Origin of the sequence: Archangium sp. (genome assembly GCF_045802675.1) — a bacterium.
Taxonomy (GTDB): domain Bacteria; phylum Myxococcota; class Myxococcia; order Myxococcales; family Myxococcaceae; genus Archangium.
On record NZ_JBJMQO010000011.1, the window covers coordinates 22,078 to 41,641 of the forward strand.

Genomic DNA, 19,564 nt, shown 5'->3' on the forward strand with positions numbered 1-19,564 from the left:
GCGGGGGCGTGACTTGCGACCGCCCGGAGGCATTCACACGCTCGTACGAGGGAGCCCACATGGCCGAGCTGAAGAGCAAGGTGCAGAACGCACTCGACGAGGCCCGTATCCTCATCCTGGGGACGCAGGTGCTCATCGGCTTCGGGTTCCGAGTCGTGTTCGAGGAAGGCTTCCCGAAATTGCCCGTGGCCTCCCAGCACCTGCTGCTGGTGGACCTGGGGCTGCTGCTGCTGACCTTCGCCCTGCTCGTCACCCCGGGGGCCTGGCACCGCATCGTCGAGCGCGGCGAGGACACGCCCCGCTTCCACCGCACGGTGACGCGCCTGATGTGGCCGGCCCTGCTGCCCATCTCGGCGGCGCTCGGCATCAACCTGTTCGTCGCGGGCGAGAAGGTGCTGGGACGCACGGGCGGACTGGCCCTGGGGCTCGGCGGAGGCGTGGTGTCGCTCGGCCTCCTCTACGGGCTCGAATCGGTCCAGCGGCGCAGGTTCGCGCCCGACATCCAGCGGAGGCAGGCCATGGCCCAGGCGGAGCAGTCCGAGGGGAAGACGAAGGTCGAAGATAAAATCCGCCACGTGCTCACCGAGAGCCGCGTCGTCCTCCCGGGAGCGCAGGCCCTGATGGGCTTCCAGTTCGCCACCATGCTGATGAAGCCCTTCGACGAGCTGCCCGCCTCCTCGAAGCTCGTGCACCTGGGGAGCCTCGCGCTGGTGGCACTCAGCGTCATCCTCCTGCTGACGCCGGCGGCCTGGCACCGCATCGTCGAGCAGGGCGAGGAGACGGAGCGCTTCCACCGCTTCGCCAGCCGCACCGTGCTGGCGTCGCTCGTCCCGCTCGCGCTCGGGCTCTCCGGGGACCTCTACGTGGTGGTGCGCAAGGTGCTGGGCTCGGTGCCGCTGGCCGTGGCCTCCGCGCTCGCGTGCCTCGCGGTGTGCTACGGGCTGTGGTTCGGCCTCACGCTGGCGCGCCGCGCGCGGCGGGCCTCCCGGACGACCCCGCCACCCCGGGGCTCGCGCACCGTCCCCGCGTGAGCGGGAGGACCGTCGATACCTTGAAACGGCTCGCGGGCTGGGGCATCTGGGGGCATGCTCAACCGACTGCTTTCCCTCACCGCGGCGGCGCTCCTGCTGGGCACCGCCGCCCTCTCCGCGGAGCGTGCGATGTCCCTTCATGACCTGCAGTCCAAGCGGCTCAATGGCCAGTCCGTGAACCTCTCCGAGTACAAGGGCAAGGTGGTGCTCGTGGTGAACACCGCCTCCGAGTGCGGCTACACGCCTCAGTACGCGGGCCTGGAGAAGCTCTGGGGCGAGTACAAGGACAAGGGCGTGGTGGTGCTCGGCATTCCGTCCAACGACTTCGGCGGCCAGGAGCCCGGCAGCGCCGAGCAGATCTCGAAGTTCTGCGAGCTCCGCTACAAGGTCACCTTCCCCATGCTCGAGAAGGTGAAGACGAAGGGCGCGGGCCAGTCCCCCCTCTACGAGTTCCTCGCGCGCAAGCACGGCGAGCCCAAGTGGAACTTCCACAAGTACCTGGTGGGCAAGGACGGCCAGGTGCGCGCCGCCTTCCCCAGCTCGGTGGCCCCCGAGAGCACCGAGCTCAAGGGCGCCATCGACAAGGCACTGGCTGAGTAGCCCGGGCGATTCAGTCGGGCTTCGTGGGAGGCGGTGGCGGCGCCTCATCCGGGTCGCCAATGTCCACCACCACCTTCCACGAACCATCCGGCTGCTTCTGCCAGAAGTTCATGTACGTGCCGCGCCCTTCCACGCGCTTGCCGCTCGCGTCCTTGTGCACGCTCAGGTAGCGGCCCGTGGTGTAACCCAGCCGTCCTCCCGGAGTGACTTCGGCGCGCTTCGGCTCCCACGTCAGCGAGAAGTCCGGATTCGTGAGGGCCGGCGTCATCGCCGCGCGGATGGCCTCGTGGCCGGTGATGGGGGCCTTGGGCCGCATCATCGAGCCGTTCTCCGCGAAGAAGGACACCCAGCCCTCCACCTTCCGGGCCTGCGTGGCCGCGTTGAACTCGCGGTCGGTGCGCAGCAGCACCTCTTCCTCCGGCGTCATCGCCCGCGAGGCAGCGGAGGTGGCGGCACATCCGGACATCATCAGCATTCCAGCCGTGAGCAGTGAGAGTCGTCGCATGGACTCCCACACTACACTCGCTCGCTCTGGAACCGTGAGTCATGGGCCCGCGCCGGGCCCGGCGCTTCAGTAGTTGTAGACGCTCGTGACGTAGCCGCTGAGGTGGTAGCTCTCGCCGCTCACGTAGATCTTGAAGCCGCTGCCCACTCCACCGTTCAGCCCATAGGCCGAGCCCGAGCAGTTGCCGCACACCAGGACGCCATTCTTCGTGACATTCCAGTTGCCGATGATGGCGCCGCTGTTGGTGCTGGCCGTCGGCGAGAGGAACTGGAACTCGAAGAGGTCGCCGGTGCTGGACGTGGCCGTGGCGTTGGCGAAGGCATAGCCGGTGCCCTCGGTCCAGCTGAACGCGCAGTTGGCCTTCGTCGCGGTGCGGAAACCACCGACGGGATCCGCGACGAACATCGGAGAGTTGGACCAGACGCTGTGGACCGGATTGCTCCAGGCGAGGGCGGGGAACAGCACACACAGCGCGCTCAGGAGACGGAGGTTCTTCATGGCGTCCTCACTTACTTGGGGGGGGGTGAGCGCACCTCGGTGGCTCACGGGCCACGGCAGGTGACGCGCGGGCATATTCATGACGTTTTCACTATCTGTCAATGAATACTTGTTTTCCTCATTTCGGCGAAAAGCGAAGTCCTGAGCGCCGTCACCCGGGCACAGATGCGCCCCGCGCTCCGTGCGGCAGGGCGGCCACAGCTTGCGTTTCGCCCTCGGAAGCACGGGCCCGCGCTCCAGTCCTTCCGCGCACTTGCCGCGAAGCAGGCCCCTGGCCCGCGGGCTGCATTTCCCCGGCGCGTACCCCACCCGTCCGAGGAATTCCATGCGAGCCGCACTCGCCGCGCTCTTCGTCTGTCTTCTGTCCGTGCCCGCCTCCGCCCAGGAGCGCGAAGCCGGAACGTCCTGCCCCGCTCCCGCCTCGCCCCTGAGCTCCGGCGCCATCACCCAGGGCACGCTCGTGGCGAAGCTGCGCGGCCACGCCGACTCCCACGGCTGCCCCGAGTCCCAGCCCCAGCACTTCAGCCTCAAGCACACCGAGGTGGACGCCGAGGTCAGTGGCTTCCTCGCCAGCGTCACCGTCACCCAGGCCTTCGAGAATCCCTACGCCGAGCCGCTCGAGGCCCTCTACGCCTTCCCGCTGCCGGAGAAGGCCGCGGTGGACGCCATGGAGCTCGTGGTGGGCCAGCGCGTCATCCGCGGCGTCATCAAGACGCGCGAGCAGGCCCGCGACACCTACGAGCGCGCCCGCGCCGAGGGGAAGACGGCCGCGCTGCTCGACCAGGAGCGCCCCAACCTCTTCACCCAGTCCGTCGCCAACATCCTCCCCGGGGAGGAGATTCGCGTGCGCATCCACTACGTGGAGCGGCTCGTCTACGAGGGCGGCAAGTACAGCTTCAACTTCCCCATGACGGTGGGCCCGCGCTACATCGGCGGCGAGCCCGTGGCCTTCCGCCAGGGCGAGGGCACGTCGCCCGACACCACCACCGTCCCCGACGCGAGCCGCATCACCCCGCCCGTGCTGCCCCCCGAGGTGCGCAGCGGCCGGGACATCCGTCTCAGCGTGCGCCTGGATGCGGGCATGCCCGTGCACGAGCTGCGCTCCACCTCGCACCGGGTGACGGTGGCGCGCGAGGGCACGAGCCGCGCCCGCGTGGAGCTGGCCGCGGATGACCGCATCCCCAACAAGACCTTCACGCTCGAGTACCACGTGGCCGATGCGCTCATCCGCCCCGCCGTGCTGGTGCACCGCGAGCCCGGCTCGGAGGAGGGCTTCTTCCTCGTGCTGCTCAACCCGCAGCTCGAGCCGAAGCAGGAGGAGGTGGTGCCGCGCGAGCTGTACCTGGTGCTCGACACCTCGTGCTCGCAGTCGGGCCAGCCCATCGAGAAGTCCAAGGCCATCGCCGCCGAGGTGCTCAGCCACCTCCAGCCCGAGGACACCTTCCAGGTGCTCAACTTCGACACGTCGGTGACGAAGTTCGCTCCCGCCGCGGTGCCGGCCTCGCCGGAGAACGTGGCGCGCGCCCTGCCCTACGTGGCCAACTTCTGGGGCGGTGGCGGCACGGACATCGGCATCGCGGCCCGGGAGGCCATGGTGCCCGCCAACGACCCGGCCCGCCTGCGCATGGTGCTGCTCATGACGGATGGCTTCATCGGAGGCGATGACGCGGTGCTCGGCACCCTCCAGCACCACTTGCGCGAGGAGACGCGCGTCTTCAGCGTGGGCGTGGGCAACGACGTCAACCGCTACCTCGTCGCGAAGATGGGCGAGGTGGGCCGTGGCGCCTCCACCTTCGTCAACCTCAACCGGCCCGAGGACGAGGTGGCTCGCGAGTTCGAGTCGCGCATCCGCGGCCCGGTGCTCACCTCGGTGAAGGTGGACACGGACGGGCTGCCGGTGTCGGACGTCTACCCGCGCGTCATGCCGGACCTCTTCAGCGGCCAGCCGCTGTTCCTCGTCGGCAAGTTCCACGGCTCGGGCCAGGGCCTGCTGCGCATCACCGGCCGCGTGCGTGGGCAGGAGCGCCGCTTCGAGGTGCCCCTCACCTTCCCCGAGTCCGCGCCGGAGCACTCGGCCCTGCGCAGCCTGTGGGCGCGCCAGCGCATTGAGGAGCTGTCGGTGGAGAACTTCCGCGGCGAGAAGCCCGAGGTGGTTCAGGCCATCACCGCCACGGCGCTCCAGTACGGGCTGATGAGCAAGTACACCTCCTTCGTCGCGGTGGAGGAAGTGGCGCGCACGCAGCCCGGTAGCGAGTCGGTGCGCGAGGTGGTGCCGGTGGAGCTGCCCGAGGGCACCTCGTACACGGGCGTCTTCGGCGAGCTGAGCCGCGAGGAGATTCCGCCGGGCGACCCCATCATCTCCGTGGTGGCCCCGAGGAACGCGCGCCGCGTGACGGCCTACTTCCCCTTCGGCCTGGTGAAGCCGCTCACGTACGACACGGTGTCGGGTTACTGGCGCGGCCGCTTCCTCGTGCCCCTCTTCGTGAAGGACGGGTACTACGACGTGCTGGTGGCCGTGGAGATGAAGGACGGCACGGTGCGCCGCCGCGAGGTGCGCTACCGCCTGGACTCCCAGGGCAACGACTTCGAGGTGACGCTGTCCTCGCGGCTGCTCGCCCCGGGCCAGACGCTGCGGCTGGAGGTGGATGCGGTGGAGGCCACCCGGGAGCTGAGCGTCTACGGCGAGCTCTTCGGCGACGAGCAGGTGCTGCTGGAGACGCGCGATGGCCTGCGCTTCTCCCGCGAGCTGGTGGTGCCCGCTGGCACCGAGCCCGGGGAGTACGAGCTGGTGCTCGTGGCCCGGGACGCCGCTGGCAACCGCTTCGAGCGCCGCGAGAAGATTCGCGTCGCCCTCACCGTCGAGGAGTAGCCCCGCCCCTCCGTGCGCCACTCCGTGCGCCAGTGCCTCGGCCCCTCCTCGGCCGGGTGCTGGCGCACGGCCGCATCTCGTGGCCGGCAGGAGACACGCCCGAGTGATTTCGCGGAGATGCACGCTGGCCCGGGCTTCGCAATGCAGACACGCATGCTGCTCCCGACGCTGACCGCCGCCCTGCTCTCCGCCACCGTCACCAACACCGAGACGGTGCATGACCTCGCCGCCTACAACGACCACGTGGTGGCCTGCACCGAGGGAGGCCTCGAGCTCTTCACCCGCTCGGGCCGCCCGGTGCGCACGCTGACGGTGGAGGACGGCCTGCCGAGCCACTTCTGCCGCGCGCTGCAAGTCGCTGGCAACCGCCTCTTCGCGGCCACGGACGAGGGCGTGGTGGCGGTGGACAAGGGCTGGCGCGTGGAGCCGGTGGTGGGCGCGAAGTGGTACGCGCTGCCCGCCGCGGGGAGCATGAACGCCGAGGTGTACCGCGCGGCGCTCGGGTGGCTCTCGGAGCGGCTGGCCCCGGGCCCCACGTACACGGCCTTCACCGAGCGCTACCTCGGCACGGCGGACGGGCGGGTGATGGCGCCGGCCTCGGGGCGCATGTGGACGGTGCCGGGCCAGGTGCTGCTGCTGGAGGAAGCGGGCGAGTCGCTGCACGTGGGCACCACCGAGGGCGCCTTCACACTGGGGCCGGAGGGGCTCGTGTCGCTGCCCGTGCCCGTGGGGCCACTCGCGTACGCCACGGACGCGAAGGGCGGCACGCGGGTGCTCGGCGGTGAGGGCGAGTCGCGGCCCTGGGGCGCGAGCACGGGCGAGTCCAAGGCGCTGCCCCCGGGCCCCACGCGCCTGCTTGAGGAGAAGGGCGTGGCGTGGGTGGGCACGCGCGAGCAGGGCGTCTTCCGGCGCCAGGGCAAGGAGTGGAAGCGGGTGACGCCCACGGGCCAGCTGTGCGGCAATCACATCACCGCGCTCGCGCGGCACCAGGGCCAGCGGGTGGTGGGCACCTTCGACAAGGGCGTGTGCTGGGAGCAGCCGGACGGCCGGTGGCGCACGGTGCGCATGCCGAACATCCCGAGCAACCACGTGCTGGGTGTCGCGAGCGACGGGCCCAACCTCTACGTGGCCACGATGTACGGGCTGGGCCTCTACGACGGGAAGACGTGGACGCCGATGGCGTATGGGGGCCGCAACCCGGTGGGGCTCAGCAAGCTGGCGGTGCTGGCGGCGCTGCCGGACACCGAGGACGGCGTGGGCCTGGTGGACGGGCGTGGCGTCTCCTTCGTGAAGCGGGCGAGCCAGCCGCTCGAGCTGGCGAAGCGGCTGCAACTGCCCGAGGGCTGGAGCTCGCACGTGTCGGTCGCGGACGGCGCGGGGCGCTACCTCTGGGTGGCGAGCGAGGACCGGGGCCTCGTGCGCTGGGACGGCGAGCAGTGGATGCGCTTCCACGACGGGAAGGACCTGACGGACAACTGGGTGACGGCGCTCGCGGCGGACGAGGGGGGGCGGGCGGTGGTGGGCTCATGCCAGGACGGCTTCAGCTACTTCGACGGCGAGCGCTGGACGCGGGTGCGCGACGCCGAGGGCCTGCCGAGCCGCTACGTGGTGTCCACGGCGCTGGTGCCGGACGGAGCGCTGGTGGGCACGCTGCTGGGCGCGGTGCACTACGACGCGCGGAGCGGCACGGTGCACCCGCTGCTCCGGCTCGCGGACCCGCGCGTGTATTCCATCCTCGTGGAGGAGGGCTCGGTCCTCTTCGGCACCGAGGGCGGCCTGTCGCAGCTCGATTGGAGTCCCCCGACCGCCGTCACCCAGCGCTGAGCCCTACCGTAGAGGCACGCTCCCCTGCTGCAATTCCAGACACAGTTCCTCGGGGGTAACGAGCCCCTCCAGCTCCGTCCCCGCGAGCAATTACGCGCCCACGCCTCGGCGACGAGCCGTTCGCCTTCCCGAGTGAATGAGACGGAGAGCACGTCCGCCCCCCATCCCGGCGAGTGCGCGCCCGGGAAGGCGTGACTGCCCTCCGGCATGTGGCAGCAGCGCGGGCCGGGCAGGGCTCCGGAAGTCTCTCGGAGCCCTCGCGCGGTGCCGGCGTCCAGCGCCCGACATCCACGCCGGGCCCGGGGTACGGCGCTCCAGCTCAACCCGCCTTGAGCACGCTGGCCGGCTGGGATTCGCCGTGCGGCTCGCCCGAGGTGCCCGTCGAGAGCACGAGCACGGCCGACTGGCTCAGCGCCGCCTGCCCCAGGGTGTTGAGCTGCTGCTGATTGGCCACCGCGTTGTGGAAGGCCAGGCCGAGCGCCTGCGCCGCCGCCTCGTACACGGAGGCCAGCGCCCGCGCCCGCACCTCGTCGGGGTGGGCGGACGTGGAGGCGGACACCACGGGCTTCTCCGCCGGGGCCACGGACTGCGCCGGCTCGATGGGCGGGAGCGAGGCGGACTTCGACTCGGGCGAGGAACCCTTCATGGCCTCGCACGCCATCCGCGCCTCCACGACGAGCTGCAGGATGCCCCGCTGCTGCTGCGCGGTGACCTCGTTGAGCTTCGTCAGCACCTCGGCCACCGCCGTCCCGAGCCGCACCAGCTCCGCCTCGGCACCGAGCGTCGCCAGATTCACCTTGTCGCCATCCGCCATCGCGTTCCTCCTGGAAGAATGAAAGGGCATCCCGGTGCCCCCCCGCGTGGAGTAAAGCCCTCCGGCCCGGCGGCGTCGAGAACTCGTGCCCCGGGCGCCACCTTCTCCCGCCCCGCTCGGACGTGACACACTGCACCGAGCCCCCATGCAACTGAGCCACGTGCAGGCGCTGCTGGACTCCTCCTTCGAGGGAATGAGCGAGGGCGCCTCCCGGATGTACGAGCCCGAGGACGCGCGCTTCGACCAGCGCCTGAGCGCCGTCTGGCTGGAGTACCGCTGGTACGTGCACGAGCGGGGGCTCGCCGAGGTCTTCGTGAAGTGGAAGCGGGTGGAGAAGGCGGCCTGCGCGCTCGAGGAGGTGTCCGTGCTGCGGCTGCACCTGCTCGGGCACTCGGCCGCGCTCACCGAGCGGGCGCAGCGGGTATTGGACGCGGGCAGGCCTTCCCCGGGACGGCTGCTGGAGCTGCTCGGCGCGGACGGGGTGAAGCGCGAGTCCAGCGTGGCGGGCACCACCGGCATCACGCTCGAGCACTGGCCCCACCCCTCGCCCCAGCCCCTGCTGCCGGAGGAGACCTTCCAGGCGCTCTCCGCGGTGCTGCTGGACGCTCACTCCACCTTCGAGGAGCGGCACGAGGCGGTGGACAGGCTGTGCCGCGAGCGCAGCCCGCGCGTGGTGCGGACGTTGCTGGCCACGCTGGAGGTGGGCCCGTCGCTGTCCGCCCTGCGCCGGCTGTCCGAGTGGGGCGAGCCCGGTGCCCTGCCCCACGTGGAGCGGGCGCTCGCGCAGGTGGCCCCGGACAACCCCGCCGACCTCTGGACACTCACCGCGCTGCAGCGGCGGTTGGAGGCGTGGACGCGCACGTTCCAGGGTATGTAGCGCGCATGCGAATCCTCCACACGATGCTGCGCGTCGGAGACCTCGACAAGTCGCTCGACTTCTACACCCGGGTCATCGGCATGAAGCTGCTGCGCCGCCACGACTACCCGGACGGCAAGTTCACCCTGGCCTTCGTGGGCTTCGGCCCCGAGGACACCCACCCCGCCCTGGAGCTCACCTACAACTGGGGCACCTCGAAGTACGAGCTGGGCACGGCCTACGGCCACATCGCCCTCGGCGTGCAGGACATCCACGCCACCTGCGACGCCATCCGCCAGGCCGGGGGCAAGGTGGTGCGCGAGCCGGGCCCCATGAAGCACGGCACCACCGTCATCGCCTTCATCGAGGACCCGGATGGCTACCGCGTCGAGCTCATCCAGCAGCGCGCGTAGGCCCTACGGCAACCGCCGCTCCAGCAACTCCCACCGCTCGTCCACCCACCGGCGGATGTAGTCCACCTCCTGCTCGTGGGTGGTGAAGTCGCTCCGGTCGCTCCAGCGCTCGAACGAGCGGTACTGCTGGAGCCACCGCGCCTCGTCGCGCAGGGCCACGGCGTGGATTTCCCGCTCGTACCCGTCGATGAGCTTCAGCACCTCGGCCTTGGCCATGGGGCCGTGCAGCATCTGCCGGTAGCGCTCGCGCATGGGCGTGGAGATGGTGGGCTCGGCCAGCATGCGGGCGAAGAGGTGGTTGACGCCGGAGAAGTCCAGCAGGGCCGTGGAGCCGGTGCGGCGCGTGTCCCAGTCCTGGCCGAAGCTCGCGTCGAGGTCCCACGGGATGAAGCGCCAGGGCGCGCGCGTCGCCGGGTCGAAGGAGTGGTACGCGTTCTTCCCGCCCGAGTCCGTGCCGAGAATGGCCGTATTGAAGATCCACCAGTCCTCGTAGTCCTGGGTGTTCAGCCACGTGCCCCACTTCGAGCGGAACGTCTCCCGGTCCGAGTCCGAGATGAAGGCGATGAGCGCGTTGAGCGTGTCATAGGCGCCGACCTGGCCGTCCTTGGGCGTGCCTTCCTTCTTCTCGAAACCGAGCTGCAGCGGATCCTTCGGCGCGCCATTGTGGTCGAGCCGCGAGAAGTTCGCGTCCGCCTCCACCGCCTTGAAGAGGTCTCCGTCCTTGGAGAGGCCGTGCTGCTTCATCAGGTCGTCGTTCACCTGGTCCGCCGCGGTGAAGAGGCCCCAGAAGCGCCCATTCACGTAGAGCACCACGCTGAAGGTCTTCACCTGCACGTGGTCCGGCGACATCCGGTTCCACAGGTCGAAGGCGAGCCTCGGCCGCAGGTTGGAATTGTCGTTGAAGCTGGTGATGAGGACCATGTTGCGCCGGCCGGTGAAGCCTCCCGCGAGCTCCGGCTCGTTGAAGGGGTCCTCCTTGGCGAACTTCAGCGTGTAGTTGCGCTTGGGGAAGACGCTCGAGGTGGCGCCACGGTACTTGGCCTCGGCGGTGTAGCGGTGCCCGCGGTAGACGAGCTGCACCGGCCGGTAGCCACCCGCCGTGAGCTGCCCCTCGAAGAAGAGGTGCATCACCGGCAGCCCGTACTCCTCGGTGTACGTGACCGGGTCCAACTCGCGCACGTTGCCCGGCGCCTGGAAGTTGTCGGCCACGCCCACCTCGAGCACCCCCGTCTCGCCCGTGCTCCGCTCGGTGATGGTGAGCCGCCACACGGCCGCCTGGGCCTTCCCCGGTGTCCAGGTGAAGGTGCCGCTCGCCTCGTCCACGCGCGCACCTTCCGGCAGCGGAGACACGGTGAAGCGCAGCCCCGCCGCCGAGTAGCCCGTGCCGCAGCGGAGCGTGACGGTCAGCGGCTCGCCCTCCTGGAGCCAGTGCGGGCCCGCGCCCGTGGGCGCGCAGACGGTGGGCTTCGGAGGCGGTGTGCCCGTGTCCGGCGGCGTGCCGGCATCCGGAGACGACGGCGGCTTCGAGTCATCCGGAGAGGGCGCGGGCGGCGTGACGTCGGACGGTGCCGTCGAGTCCGGGGGACTGTCCACTCCCGCACCGAGCGGGCCGCTCTTCTCGCCCGAGGAACCACACCCCGCCCCGCCGAGGCACGCCAGCAACACCAGCGCGCACCGGATCCACCGCCCCCTGCCTGCCATGTCCCCTCCCCCGCCCCGCCGTGGGAGAGGAGTAGTCACTCCAAAACCGGGCGGGCAGCGACCTGGGAGGACCTTCCTCCCGGACACAGAGCCCCTGCCCCGAGGGCGGGCAGGCGAGCGGCTCCCGCGTCAGGACAGGTCGACCCGCTCGGTGATCGTGTCCAGGGCGGGCACGCTCGGGGTGCTCTGCCTGGCGGAGCTGACCGTCCGGGTCTTCATCGGGTCATTTCATGCATCGAAACAACATCCCCTCTCGCGCCGGACGGTGCCGGGGAGAGGGGATGCGTGGGGTCAACGCGTGGTGGAGGTGGGGGCTACTGGCCCATCTGGAAGGAGCCGTCGGCCACCAGCAGCAGCTCCACTGCGGGAGTGGCCTTGGTGCCGAACACGGCCAGCGCGGAGGCCTGTGCGCGCACCGCCGTCGCGTAGGCCTGGTAGGCCTCGGCCGTCTTGGTGGCCAGCAACGTGACGTCCACCGCGTTCGACGACACCGCCGCCGAGGCCGCCGCGTCCAGCGTGGTGTCCAGCGTCGCCGCCGCCGCCACCGTGGCGCTCACCGTCGTGCTCACCACCAGCTGGTTCGTCACGCTCACCCCGAGGTACTGGCCCAGCACCGAGGTCTGCACGTTGGCGCTGCTCGCCACGCTCGCGCTGAAGCGGGTGAAGGCCTGCGCCGCCACGGCCGCGCTCGTGGAAGCACGCACCTCGGAGCGCAGCGTGGCGCTCGACGCCGCCGCCTGCTGCTTCACGTCCTCCGCCGCGCCCGCCGCCGAGAGGATGGCCGAGAGCGCCGCGCCCGAGGCCCTCGCCTCCATGCCCGCCGAGGCCCGCAGCGCCGCGTCCACCAGCGGCTGCGCGTCCTCGGCCGACAGCCGCGCCTTCACCGTGGCCCGGAAGGAGGCGCTCGCCGCGCGCTCGCTCTGCGCCTGCTGCTCCACCTTGGCGCCCAGCTTCTCGGCCGCCGCCTGCAGCTGCGCGTGGAAGGTGTCATAGGCCTGCGCCACCGAGGTGCCCGCATCCAGCGCCACGTTCAGCGCCGCCGCCGCCTCGAGCTCGCCCTGGAAGAGCGCGGACTGGCTCGTCTGCACGCCGGCCTTGGCGTACATCTCCAGCTCCGCCTGCTGCGCCGCGCGCACCGCGTCCGCCAGCGCCTCCACCCGCGCGCGGAAGGCCTCGGCCGTGTTGGCGCCCTGCCGCGCCGCCGCCGCCATGCTCGCGGTGATGCGGGCGCGCACGTCCACCATGTCCACCGCCTGCGCCCCGGCATCCGCCGTCATCTGCAGGTAGATTTCGGACTCCAGCGAGCTCTCGCCGTCCATGGGCGGAGCCACCGCGTCCTTGCCCTCGGCCGTAGCCTCGAGCAGCGCCGAGGCCACCACCTGGCCCGAGGCGTCCACCGCCTGCAGCACCAGGTGCTCCTCACCGGCGGGCACGTCGAGCGTGTAGCTGCCCTGGGCCTCGAGCTTGGCCTCGGCCACCACCGTCAGCTTGCCGTCCTGGCCCACGGTGCTGGCGCGCACCTGCGTCGCCGCCGCCACCGTCCCCGAGCCTCCAATCGGAATCGCCCCGGCGAGCACCGCCTGAGGCTGCGAGCCCTCGCCGTCCGTGACCTTGCCCTTCACCTGCACCGTGTTGCCGCATCCCGTGCCCAGGCCCAGCACCACCACCGCAGCCCAGAGGTTGCGAAGCGTCGTCGTCTTCAAGGTTGTCTCCCTCACGTGCAAGGCGCCTCGTCCGGCCATCCGGCCAGGCTCCGGAACGGGCGCTCATGCACTGTTTGACGGGAGGGTTTCCGGTTGGATCGCCCGCCCCGCCCTTTCCGGGTGCGAGCGGGGCTGACATCCCGACCTGAATTTGGGGCCCCAACAGCGGGTGTGCGGCAGACCGCTACACCTTGCGCGTCACGGGCTCCCAGCCGAGCGTGACGAGTTGCAGCAACTCGACGCCGAGCAGCTCCGGGTAGCGCTGCAGCCACGCGGTGCGCTCCGGCGTGACTGGCTCTCCATTCCACAGCAGCTGTCCCCCCACGCGCGCGCGCAGCCGCACCGCCACTTCGAAGGTGGCGTGCGCCGTCCGCGAGAAGGGCGCATCCCCCCACTGGGGCCAGATGAGCAGCTCGTCCGGTGCATTGGGGTTGAGCAGGAACCACGTCACCGGCTCCTTCGAGGCCCGGTCGAACCAGACGCCTTGCTGCCCGTGGATTTCCACCTCCTGGCCTTCCGGCGGCTCCGCGAGCAGTTGCTCCAACGGGGGCGGCTTCGGGTGCTTGAGCCGCAGCGCCAGCAGGTTGGGGCCTTCGTCATGCTGGCCCGCGGGGAACTCGAGCGGCATCAGGATGGAGGCGTGGAGCCGCTCGCGGCGTTGCTGCCACAGGGTCGCCTGCTCCCGCGAGTACTCGCCCTGCACGTCCGTGAGCTGGCGGAGCGACTCCACCGTCACTTCCTTGCCGTGCGTCGCCTCGAAGGCGTGCAGGCCCAGCTCCTCGTTGGCCAGCGCCGCGATCGACAGCACCTCGAACATGTTGGCCAGGAAGAACGGACTGGTGCCCCCCACCGCCAGATGGAGGGTGCCCGCCTGCGGGCCATTGTTGGGCCGCACGCCCGCCCACAACAGAGGCGCCATGGCGGGGGATTCACCTCCACGAAACACCCAGGTGGAGCCATCGGGCCGTTTGGCCTCCTGCGTGGGCCGCGAGCGCGCGAGCAGCTCCAGACAGGCACGCAGCTCCTTGACCGTGAGCCGGTCGGGCGCACCGGAGCGCACGTCCGAGAAGCGGCGATGGGACGTCAACAACACGGAGTAGGGCATACGGGGAGGCTCCTCGAGGCGAGGGAAGCTACCACCTGGGGTGCCCGGGAGCCGCCGCCGCTCGCGGGCACCTGTCTCTTGCTGGCCAATGGACAATAAGCACTCGCGCGACCTCAGCGCGAGGGTGTCATCGGCCGAACGAGAACGAGGCGCGGCTCACCGGAAAGCGTCGACGATGAACACGGCTGCGCGAGGGTGCTCTATCAACGCGACTCCGGGAGGAGACTCCGGTCTCTTCTGCAAGCCGCCACGCCCCAGGCGAGCAACGGCGCAAATGGGGATGGGGTCTCCATCCGGAGGGCGTGCCTCATAGTACCGGATGATCACATTCGGGCCGCCCGTCCAGATCTGCCCGTACAGCCGGGTCAAGGGATCAAGATACCCAAGCTCCTCGGTCAGATAGCTCTCGACGGGCCCATCCGTGAGTGAGACCGGACTCTGGCTGCTCTGGTTCGCGTCGAGCACGAGCGATGAGCTGTCCCCCGGGCGCAACCGCAGGATCCGCATCGCCTCCAGGGCCTTCTCCGCACACGGCTGGGGGCCGGGGCTTCCATCCGCCCGCAGGGACACACCCGACCCCGTACAGCCAGGCCCCATGCACGTCAGCGCCATGAGGGTCGCAAAGTGCGTTGCTTTCATCGAAACCATGAACCGGGCTCCTTCTCTTTGGCGTGCGAGAGAACACATACATCACACCGAGGTCAGCGCCGGGCTCGAATGGCCAGGGACTCGAGATCCAACTCGACGTATCCCTGCCGGAGCCCACCATCCCTGAAGAGCTCCAGGACGAACCTATCTCCCGTCTTGATGGAATCCAGCGGCGGCAGGTCCATGACGATGGCGATGCGGCCTGTCTCCCCGGGAGCAATCGACGCCGTGGATGCACGGAGGGCAAAGGGCTTCTTCTCCAGCGTGGCCGCATTCAGGAGCCGCGCCTCCTGCAACTTCCATGGCTTCTCAGACGCCAGATTCGTGATCTGAAAGACGACCGCTGCCCGCCCCTTGTAGACCCGCCCCTTGGGCAGGAGGATGAAGACCTCCGCATCGATGTCCGGCTCCAGGGGCCTCCATTTCTCCTCCACCCTGAAAGGAGTCAGCGCGATCTGGTTGTTGGCCAGGAGAGTGGCGAGCGCGTGGTCAACCGAGCTCTCCTCCCGGCGGTAGCGCCAGTTCTCGGCGCGCAGGGAGCTGTTCTCCTCCTGTTTCGCCCGCAACGCGATCCGCACGGCTTCGGGGGACTCCGAATCGGGAAAGACATCAACCTGGCCGTCGACCGCGTCCTTGGCCGCGGCCACGGTGAAGGGCAGCGACGTACCATCCGTGAGCGCCACCACCAGCATGAAGCGGTCGTCTGGCTCCAACTCGCGGAGCGGGACGATGACCACGGAACCGCCTCCGACGAGCAGCGGCTCGAAGCGGCCTTCCCACCCGAGCATCCGGGTCCCAACCGGGTCACACGGATGCTCGAACCGAAGCGTCGTGACCGTACGTGCGGCGACGAACACCTCCGGTACCGCGCTGTTGGAGTCCTTCGAGAGATACAGGTTGCGCCGCACCGGCTGTCGTGCGGACTGCGGCAGTTCCTGGGCCTCCACGAAGAAAGAGACCAGGACGAAGACGATGGGGAGGCTCCTCCCGAACCAGCCGAGCGCTCGTGTTCTCATGGCCCGGCGACCTTACCGGATGAGTCGGGCCCACGTCTACGCCAGAGAGCCATTCCCCACCGTGCCCCCTACTCCTGGAGTCATGCACCAGTGCGCCGAGCCATCTGTATGAACTGTGGATGCCACTTCGGTAACGGCCCTCCATAACTGAGCGTCAACGCATTCCCTTCAGCTTGGCTACTTCCTGAGCAAATTCAAGCAACTCAAACCTGATACGCTTTGAGTTCAGAGGAAAGAGCGGAATGATTCTAACGCAAGCGTCACCATCAGCAGCCGGCACGATTTTCTTCCTGAAATGCCGATGAATTTTCTCCTTGGTGATCTTGTCTGTTTGATTGACTGTCAACTTGGTTCCGCGGTGGCAAAGCCAGAGTTGATGATCCTCATCAAGGGAAAAGCATCCGTTAACCCTACGATCCGCCTTTCTCGGTATATTCACCTCCACTAGCAGTGACATCCCATCGTGAGCCTTTTCAAGAGATATCAAGACGGGACACCTGCGCTTGCTGGCATTGGATTGCGAAGACCACCTGAAATCAGGCTTGAAGCCAATCGTCAAATATTCCCCCTTCATGCGCCTGTGCCACGTAGGAAGGGCATCTTTATTCCCATCAGGAAATGTCCATGAGAATTCCTCTGGATTCCCCAGAGCGTCGCGAAGCCGGACGTTCAATTCCTCCAACGCGTTGCGCGCATTGCTTTTTTTCTCGAATGATGAGCAGTGCTCTCTTGTGAACGATGGGCATTGTGTTTCCTCTAAATCGAAAGATGGCAAAGCATTCATGAAACTACCGCCTCGGCGGCGGGAGCTTGCGGTACTCCTCCGCGAGCGCCTCCGGTGAAGCGGCGAGCCGCGCCGCCACCCGCGAGGCCTCCTCGGGCGACAGTTTGCCCAGCACACTGCGCTCCAGGTGCTGCTCGATGAAGCCCTGGTCGTCGCGCACCCGCACGTCCGTCACCCGGCCCTTCGCGTCCACCACCGGCACCAGCCTCGGCGAGATGAGCAACACCTCCGCCGGCACGTTCACCGCCCGCACGCGCGCCACCACCTCGTCGCGCAGCTTCGGGTCGAACCGGATGCCCTTCTCCTCCACCAGCTTGCGGATGCCCTCGTAGTCTCCCGTGGCCTTGATGACCATCAGCTTCGAGAGCAGCTCGCCCACCGCCGCGCGCATCTTCCCGTAATCCTCCACCACCCAGTACGTGCGCCCCGGCTCGCCCTCCGTCACCTGCTTCACCGCGCCCTTCTCCCTCAGGAAGTTCACCGTCATCTGGTGGCCCCGCTGGTGGTCCTCCTCGAAGACGTCCCCCTCCGGCACCTGCGTGAGGTTGGTGAGCCCCTCCACCAGGAAGTCGCGGTACATCTGCTCGGCGATGCGCTCGTGGTCCGGCGATAGCTCGGCCAGTGACGGGTCGAACGTGTGCCAGAGCGCCACCAGGTCCGCGCGCGCCTCCTCCAGCGTGTTGTCGTACTCCTTGAGGTAGCGCGAGGGATTGCCTCCCAGCTTCGGGTCCACCTGCCCCGACGCGTGCCCCAGCGCCTCGTGGAAGGCCACCAGCCACTTGCGCGCCGTCACCGAATACTTGCGCGCCCGCTCGGCCTCCTCGGGCGTGCGGGAGAACTCGATGGCCAGCGGCAGCCGCTTCAGCGCCGCCACGCTCTCCATCACGTTGGCGATGAGCACGCTCTTGCTGCCGTACTTCTCGCGGATGTACTGCTCGTTGGGCAGGTTGATGCCCGCGGGCGGCTTGGGGTTGCTCGCCACCAGGTTGATGGCCTTGGCCACCGGCTTCACCACCTTCTTGCGCTTGTACGCATCCGGCCAGGGCATCCGGTTCTCGAAGTCCTGCGCCCGCCGGGCGATGAGCTCCATCACCCGGTTCTCCTTCGCGTCCCGGTAGTTGACGAGCGCCTCCCACTGGCCCTTCTGGCCGCGCGCGTCCACGTACGTCTCGATGAAGCCGAGGTTGGCGTCCACCGTGGGGTTCGCCTTCAGCCAGGCGATGTTGTACGCGTCCCAGTCCTTCAGGTCGCCCGTCTCGAAGAAGCGCACCAGCTTCTCGAGCGCCGCCCTCTGGTCCTTCGGCGCGGATTTCGCCGCCTCGCGCAGGTTCGCGATGACGCGCGAGAGCTCGTCGGCATACAGCCCACGCGCCACCTTCCCGTCCGGCGTGCCCGCGCGGAACACCTGCTCCACCAGCGTGCCGTCCACCTTCACCACGCGCGAGTTGAGCGGGTTCTTCTCCTGGAAGCCCTCCAGGTCCTTCAACGTCACGCCCCGTCCATACGCCGTGTTCGCCGAGGCCGTGAGGAGGTCCTGGCCCGCCGGCGGTGCCTTCGAGGTGAGCTGCGGTTCGAAGCCCACGTCGAAGAGCGAGGGCCGCAGTCCGCCCAGCCACGCCTTCAGCTCCGCCTCGTCCTTCACGCCGAAGGGCGCTCCGGCCTTCAGCGCCCGCACCGCCGCGGCCTCCAGCTCGGCCGGGGTGAAGGTGGGGACGAACTTCTGGCCCGTCGTCTGGCTGTGATTGCCGGCCTGGCCGTAGAAGCGCTCGAGGTACTCCGCGAGCTTCGCGTCGAACGAGCCGGGCTCCGCATGGCCCTCGCGGCCAAAGAGGTACACGCCCTCGAGCAGCCGCTTGAGGGCCACCGTGTCCCAGCCGAGCTGGTCATAGGCGATCTCCTCGCCCGCGTGCGCCGCGAGCGAGAGGTACCAGGCCACGCGCTTCTCGTCCGGGGAGAGCGCGGACACGCCCGGCGCGAACATGCGCGCGACGGCGTCATGGCCGAGCCGCTCCACGAAGAAGGCCTGGGTCCCAGCCGCCGGGCCGGCCGCCGGAACAGCCGGAGGCGTGGAGGGAGTCGCGGACGGAGAGGGCTTCGCCTGCGGAGTGGCGGCGAGTGCCGCCGCCAGGAAGAGGGCTTTCATGGGGGCTCCAGGAGACGTCGGGTAGGCGGCAGTTAGCACCCGGCCTCTCCTGGCACCAGCGGCGAGCGGAGCCCCGCCCGCGATGCGAAGCTTCCCACAATTCCTGGCGTCCTCCGGCCCCACCCGGCTGTGTCTCCCGGCGCGGGGTGCTATCCCTTCGGCATGACCATCCCACCTCCTGCCGTCCGGGATTTCGCCGCGGTGAACGGGGCTCGCCTGCACTACGAGCTCCAAGGTGATGGCTTCCCGGTCGTGCTCCTCCATGGAGGCCTGCTCGACCTGCGCCTGTGGGACGGACAGGCCGGCCCGCTCGCGCGCCACTTCACGCTCCTGCGCTACGACCTGCGCGGCTTCGGCCGGACGGAGGCCCCCACCGGCCCCTACCCGCCCCACGAGGACCTGCGCGCGCTGCTCGACCGCTTCTCCATGGACCGCGTCCATGTCATCGGCCACTCGCTCGGAGGGCGCATCGCGATCGACTTCGCCCTGGCCTTCCCCGAGCGCGTCTCCTGCCTCGTGCTCGTGGCGCCCGGCATCAACGGCGCTCCGCCCTCGCCCGGGGAGTACGCCTGGTATGCGTCCGTCATGGGCTCGAGCCGGGAGCAGGGGCCCCAGGCCGTCGCCGAGGCGTGGCTCGGCAGCGACTACCTCGCCGCCGCCATGGCGCGTCCCGAGCTGGCGCCCCTGGTGCGGCAGTGGACGCTCGACAACCTGGGAGGGCTGAAGCCCGGCGCCAACCAACCCCAGGCCCTCGAGCCCGCCGCCCAGGGCCGGCTGGAGGAGCTGCTCATGCCCACGCTCGTCGTCGTGGGGGACCGGGACAACCCGGCCATGCTGCACAACGCGGAGACGCTGGCGCGCCGCGTGCCCGCCCCCACCCGCGTCACCCTCCCGGGCGTGGGGCACCTGCCCAACCTGGAGCGCCCCGAGGACTTCAACCGCGCCGTGCTCGACTACCTGCTCGCGCAGGACGCGAAGCCCTCCGCCCCCGTGCGCCCGTAGGCCCTCACGCCCCAACGGACAGTTCCTCCCGGCGCCTCTCGACGCAGCGCAC

The 19,564-nt window shown here is 69.5% G+C and carries 16 protein-coding genes; 7 read left to right on the forward strand and 9 right to left on the reverse strand.

The genetic code is table 11. The features are described 5' to 3' along the window. The first annotated feature begins 59 nt into the window (after nucleotides 1–59). Entirely contained in the window at nucleotides 60–1,031 is a 972-nt protein-coding gene (locus ACJ8AN_RS02470) for a DUF6328 family protein (protein WP_407753572.1), read from the forward strand. Nucleotides 1,032–1,085: 54 nt separating this feature from the next. After that, nucleotides 1,086–1,631 (forward strand): glutathione peroxidase, encoded by a 546-nt coding sequence (locus ACJ8AN_RS02475; protein WP_407753573.1) that lies wholly within the window; start codon nucleotides 1,086–1,088, stop codon nucleotides 1,629–1,631. A gap of 10 nt (nucleotides 1,632–1,641) precedes the next feature. Here the strand turns inward: ACJ8AN_RS02475 and ACJ8AN_RS02480 are convergent, their stop codons facing one another. Together ACJ8AN_RS02480 and ACJ8AN_RS02485 are read right to left on the reverse strand one after the other, a co-directional pair. After that, nucleotides 1,642–2,136 carry a YybH family protein gene (locus ACJ8AN_RS02480; protein WP_407753574.1) on the reverse strand — a complete coding sequence of 165 codons (495 nt, stop codon included), beginning with the start codon at nucleotides 2,134–2,136 and terminating at the stop codon, nucleotides 1,642–1,644. 66 nt (nucleotides 2,137–2,202) lie between these two features. Next, nucleotides 2,203–2,634: a hypothetical protein gene (locus ACJ8AN_RS02485; protein WP_407753575.1), complete on the reverse strand. Its 432-nt coding sequence runs from the start codon at nucleotides 2,632–2,634 to the stop codon at nucleotides 2,203–2,205. A 325-nt stretch (nucleotides 2,635–2,959) separates the two neighbouring features. Between ACJ8AN_RS02485 and ACJ8AN_RS02490 the strand changes: the two genes are divergently transcribed. Continuing rightward, complete coding sequence (locus ACJ8AN_RS02490; protein WP_407753576.1) at nucleotides 2,960–5,503, forward strand: VIT and vWA domain-containing protein; 2,544 nt, start codon at nucleotides 2,960–2,962, stop codon at nucleotides 5,501–5,503. Between the two features lie 153 nt (nucleotides 5,504–5,656). Next, nucleotides 5,657–7,327 carry a hypothetical protein gene (locus ACJ8AN_RS02495; protein ID WP_407753577.1) on the forward strand — a complete coding sequence of 557 codons (1,671 nt, stop codon included), beginning with the start codon at nucleotides 5,657–5,659 and terminating at the stop codon, nucleotides 7,325–7,327. Nucleotides 7,328–7,646: 319 nt separating this feature from the next. Here ACJ8AN_RS02495 and ACJ8AN_RS02500 read toward each other — a convergent pair whose 3' ends face one another. Continuing rightward, complete coding sequence (locus ACJ8AN_RS02500; protein ID WP_407753578.1) at nucleotides 7,647–8,141, reverse strand: RebB family R body protein; 495 nt, start codon at nucleotides 8,139–8,141, stop codon at nucleotides 7,647–7,649. A 145-nt stretch (nucleotides 8,142–8,286) separates the two neighbouring features. Between ACJ8AN_RS02500 and ACJ8AN_RS02505 the strand changes: the two genes are divergently transcribed. Continuing rightward, nucleotides 8,287–9,018: a hypothetical protein gene (locus ACJ8AN_RS02505; protein ID WP_407753579.1), complete on the forward strand. Its 732-nt coding sequence runs from the start codon at nucleotides 8,287–8,289 to the stop codon at nucleotides 9,016–9,018. Between the two features lie 5 nt (nucleotides 9,019–9,023). Then, nucleotides 9,024–9,410, forward strand: coding sequence for a lactoylglutathione lyase (gloA, locus tag ACJ8AN_RS02510; protein WP_407753580.1), 387 nt, complete (start codon nucleotides 9,024–9,026; stop codon nucleotides 9,408–9,410). Between the two features lie 3 nt (nucleotides 9,411–9,413). Here gloA and ACJ8AN_RS02515 read toward each other — a convergent pair whose 3' ends face one another. From ACJ8AN_RS02515 to ACJ8AN_RS02540, 6 genes are all read right to left on the reverse strand, one after another. Continuing rightward, complete coding sequence (locus tag ACJ8AN_RS02515) at nucleotides 9,414–11,111, reverse strand: CotH kinase family protein (protein ID WP_407753581.1); 1,698 nt, start codon at nucleotides 11,109–11,111, stop codon at nucleotides 9,414–9,416. Between the two features lie 314 nt (nucleotides 11,112–11,425). Further along, nucleotides 11,426–12,814, reverse strand: coding sequence for a hypothetical protein (locus ACJ8AN_RS02520; protein WP_407753582.1), 1,389 nt, complete (start codon nucleotides 12,812–12,814; stop codon nucleotides 11,426–11,428). A gap of 184 nt (nucleotides 12,815–12,998) precedes the next feature. Further along, nucleotides 12,999–13,919 carry a hypothetical protein gene (locus tag ACJ8AN_RS02525; RefSeq protein WP_407753583.1) on the reverse strand — a complete coding sequence of 307 codons (921 nt, stop codon included), beginning with the start codon at nucleotides 13,917–13,919 and terminating at the stop codon, nucleotides 12,999–13,001. A 701-nt stretch (nucleotides 13,920–14,620) separates the two neighbouring features. Then, nucleotides 14,621–15,583 carry a DUF2381 family protein gene (locus ACJ8AN_RS02530; RefSeq protein WP_407753584.1) on the reverse strand — a complete coding sequence of 321 codons (963 nt, stop codon included), beginning with the start codon at nucleotides 15,581–15,583 and terminating at the stop codon, nucleotides 14,621–14,623. 154 nt (nucleotides 15,584–15,737) lie between these two features. Continuing rightward, the gene (locus tag ACJ8AN_RS02535; RefSeq protein WP_407753585.1) at nucleotides 15,738–16,367 is read right to left on the reverse strand and encodes a hypothetical protein; all 630 of its coding nucleotides are present in this window, start codon (nucleotides 16,365–16,367) and stop codon (nucleotides 15,738–15,740) included. Between the two features lie 4 nt (nucleotides 16,368–16,371). Beyond that, nucleotides 16,372–18,510 (reverse strand): dipeptidyl-peptidase 3 family protein, encoded by a 2,139-nt coding sequence (locus tag ACJ8AN_RS02540; RefSeq protein WP_407753586.1) that lies wholly within the window; start codon nucleotides 18,508–18,510, stop codon nucleotides 16,372–16,374. A gap of 201 nt (nucleotides 18,511–18,711) precedes the next feature. On the opposite strand from ACJ8AN_RS02540, the gene ACJ8AN_RS02545 reads away from it, so the two are divergent. Beyond that, the gene (locus tag ACJ8AN_RS02545) at nucleotides 18,712–19,512 is read left to right on the forward strand and encodes an alpha/beta fold hydrolase (RefSeq protein ID WP_407753587.1); all 801 of its coding nucleotides are present in this window, start codon (nucleotides 18,712–18,714) and stop codon (nucleotides 19,510–19,512) included. The last annotated feature ends 52 nt before the right edge of the window (nucleotides 19,513–19,564 follow it).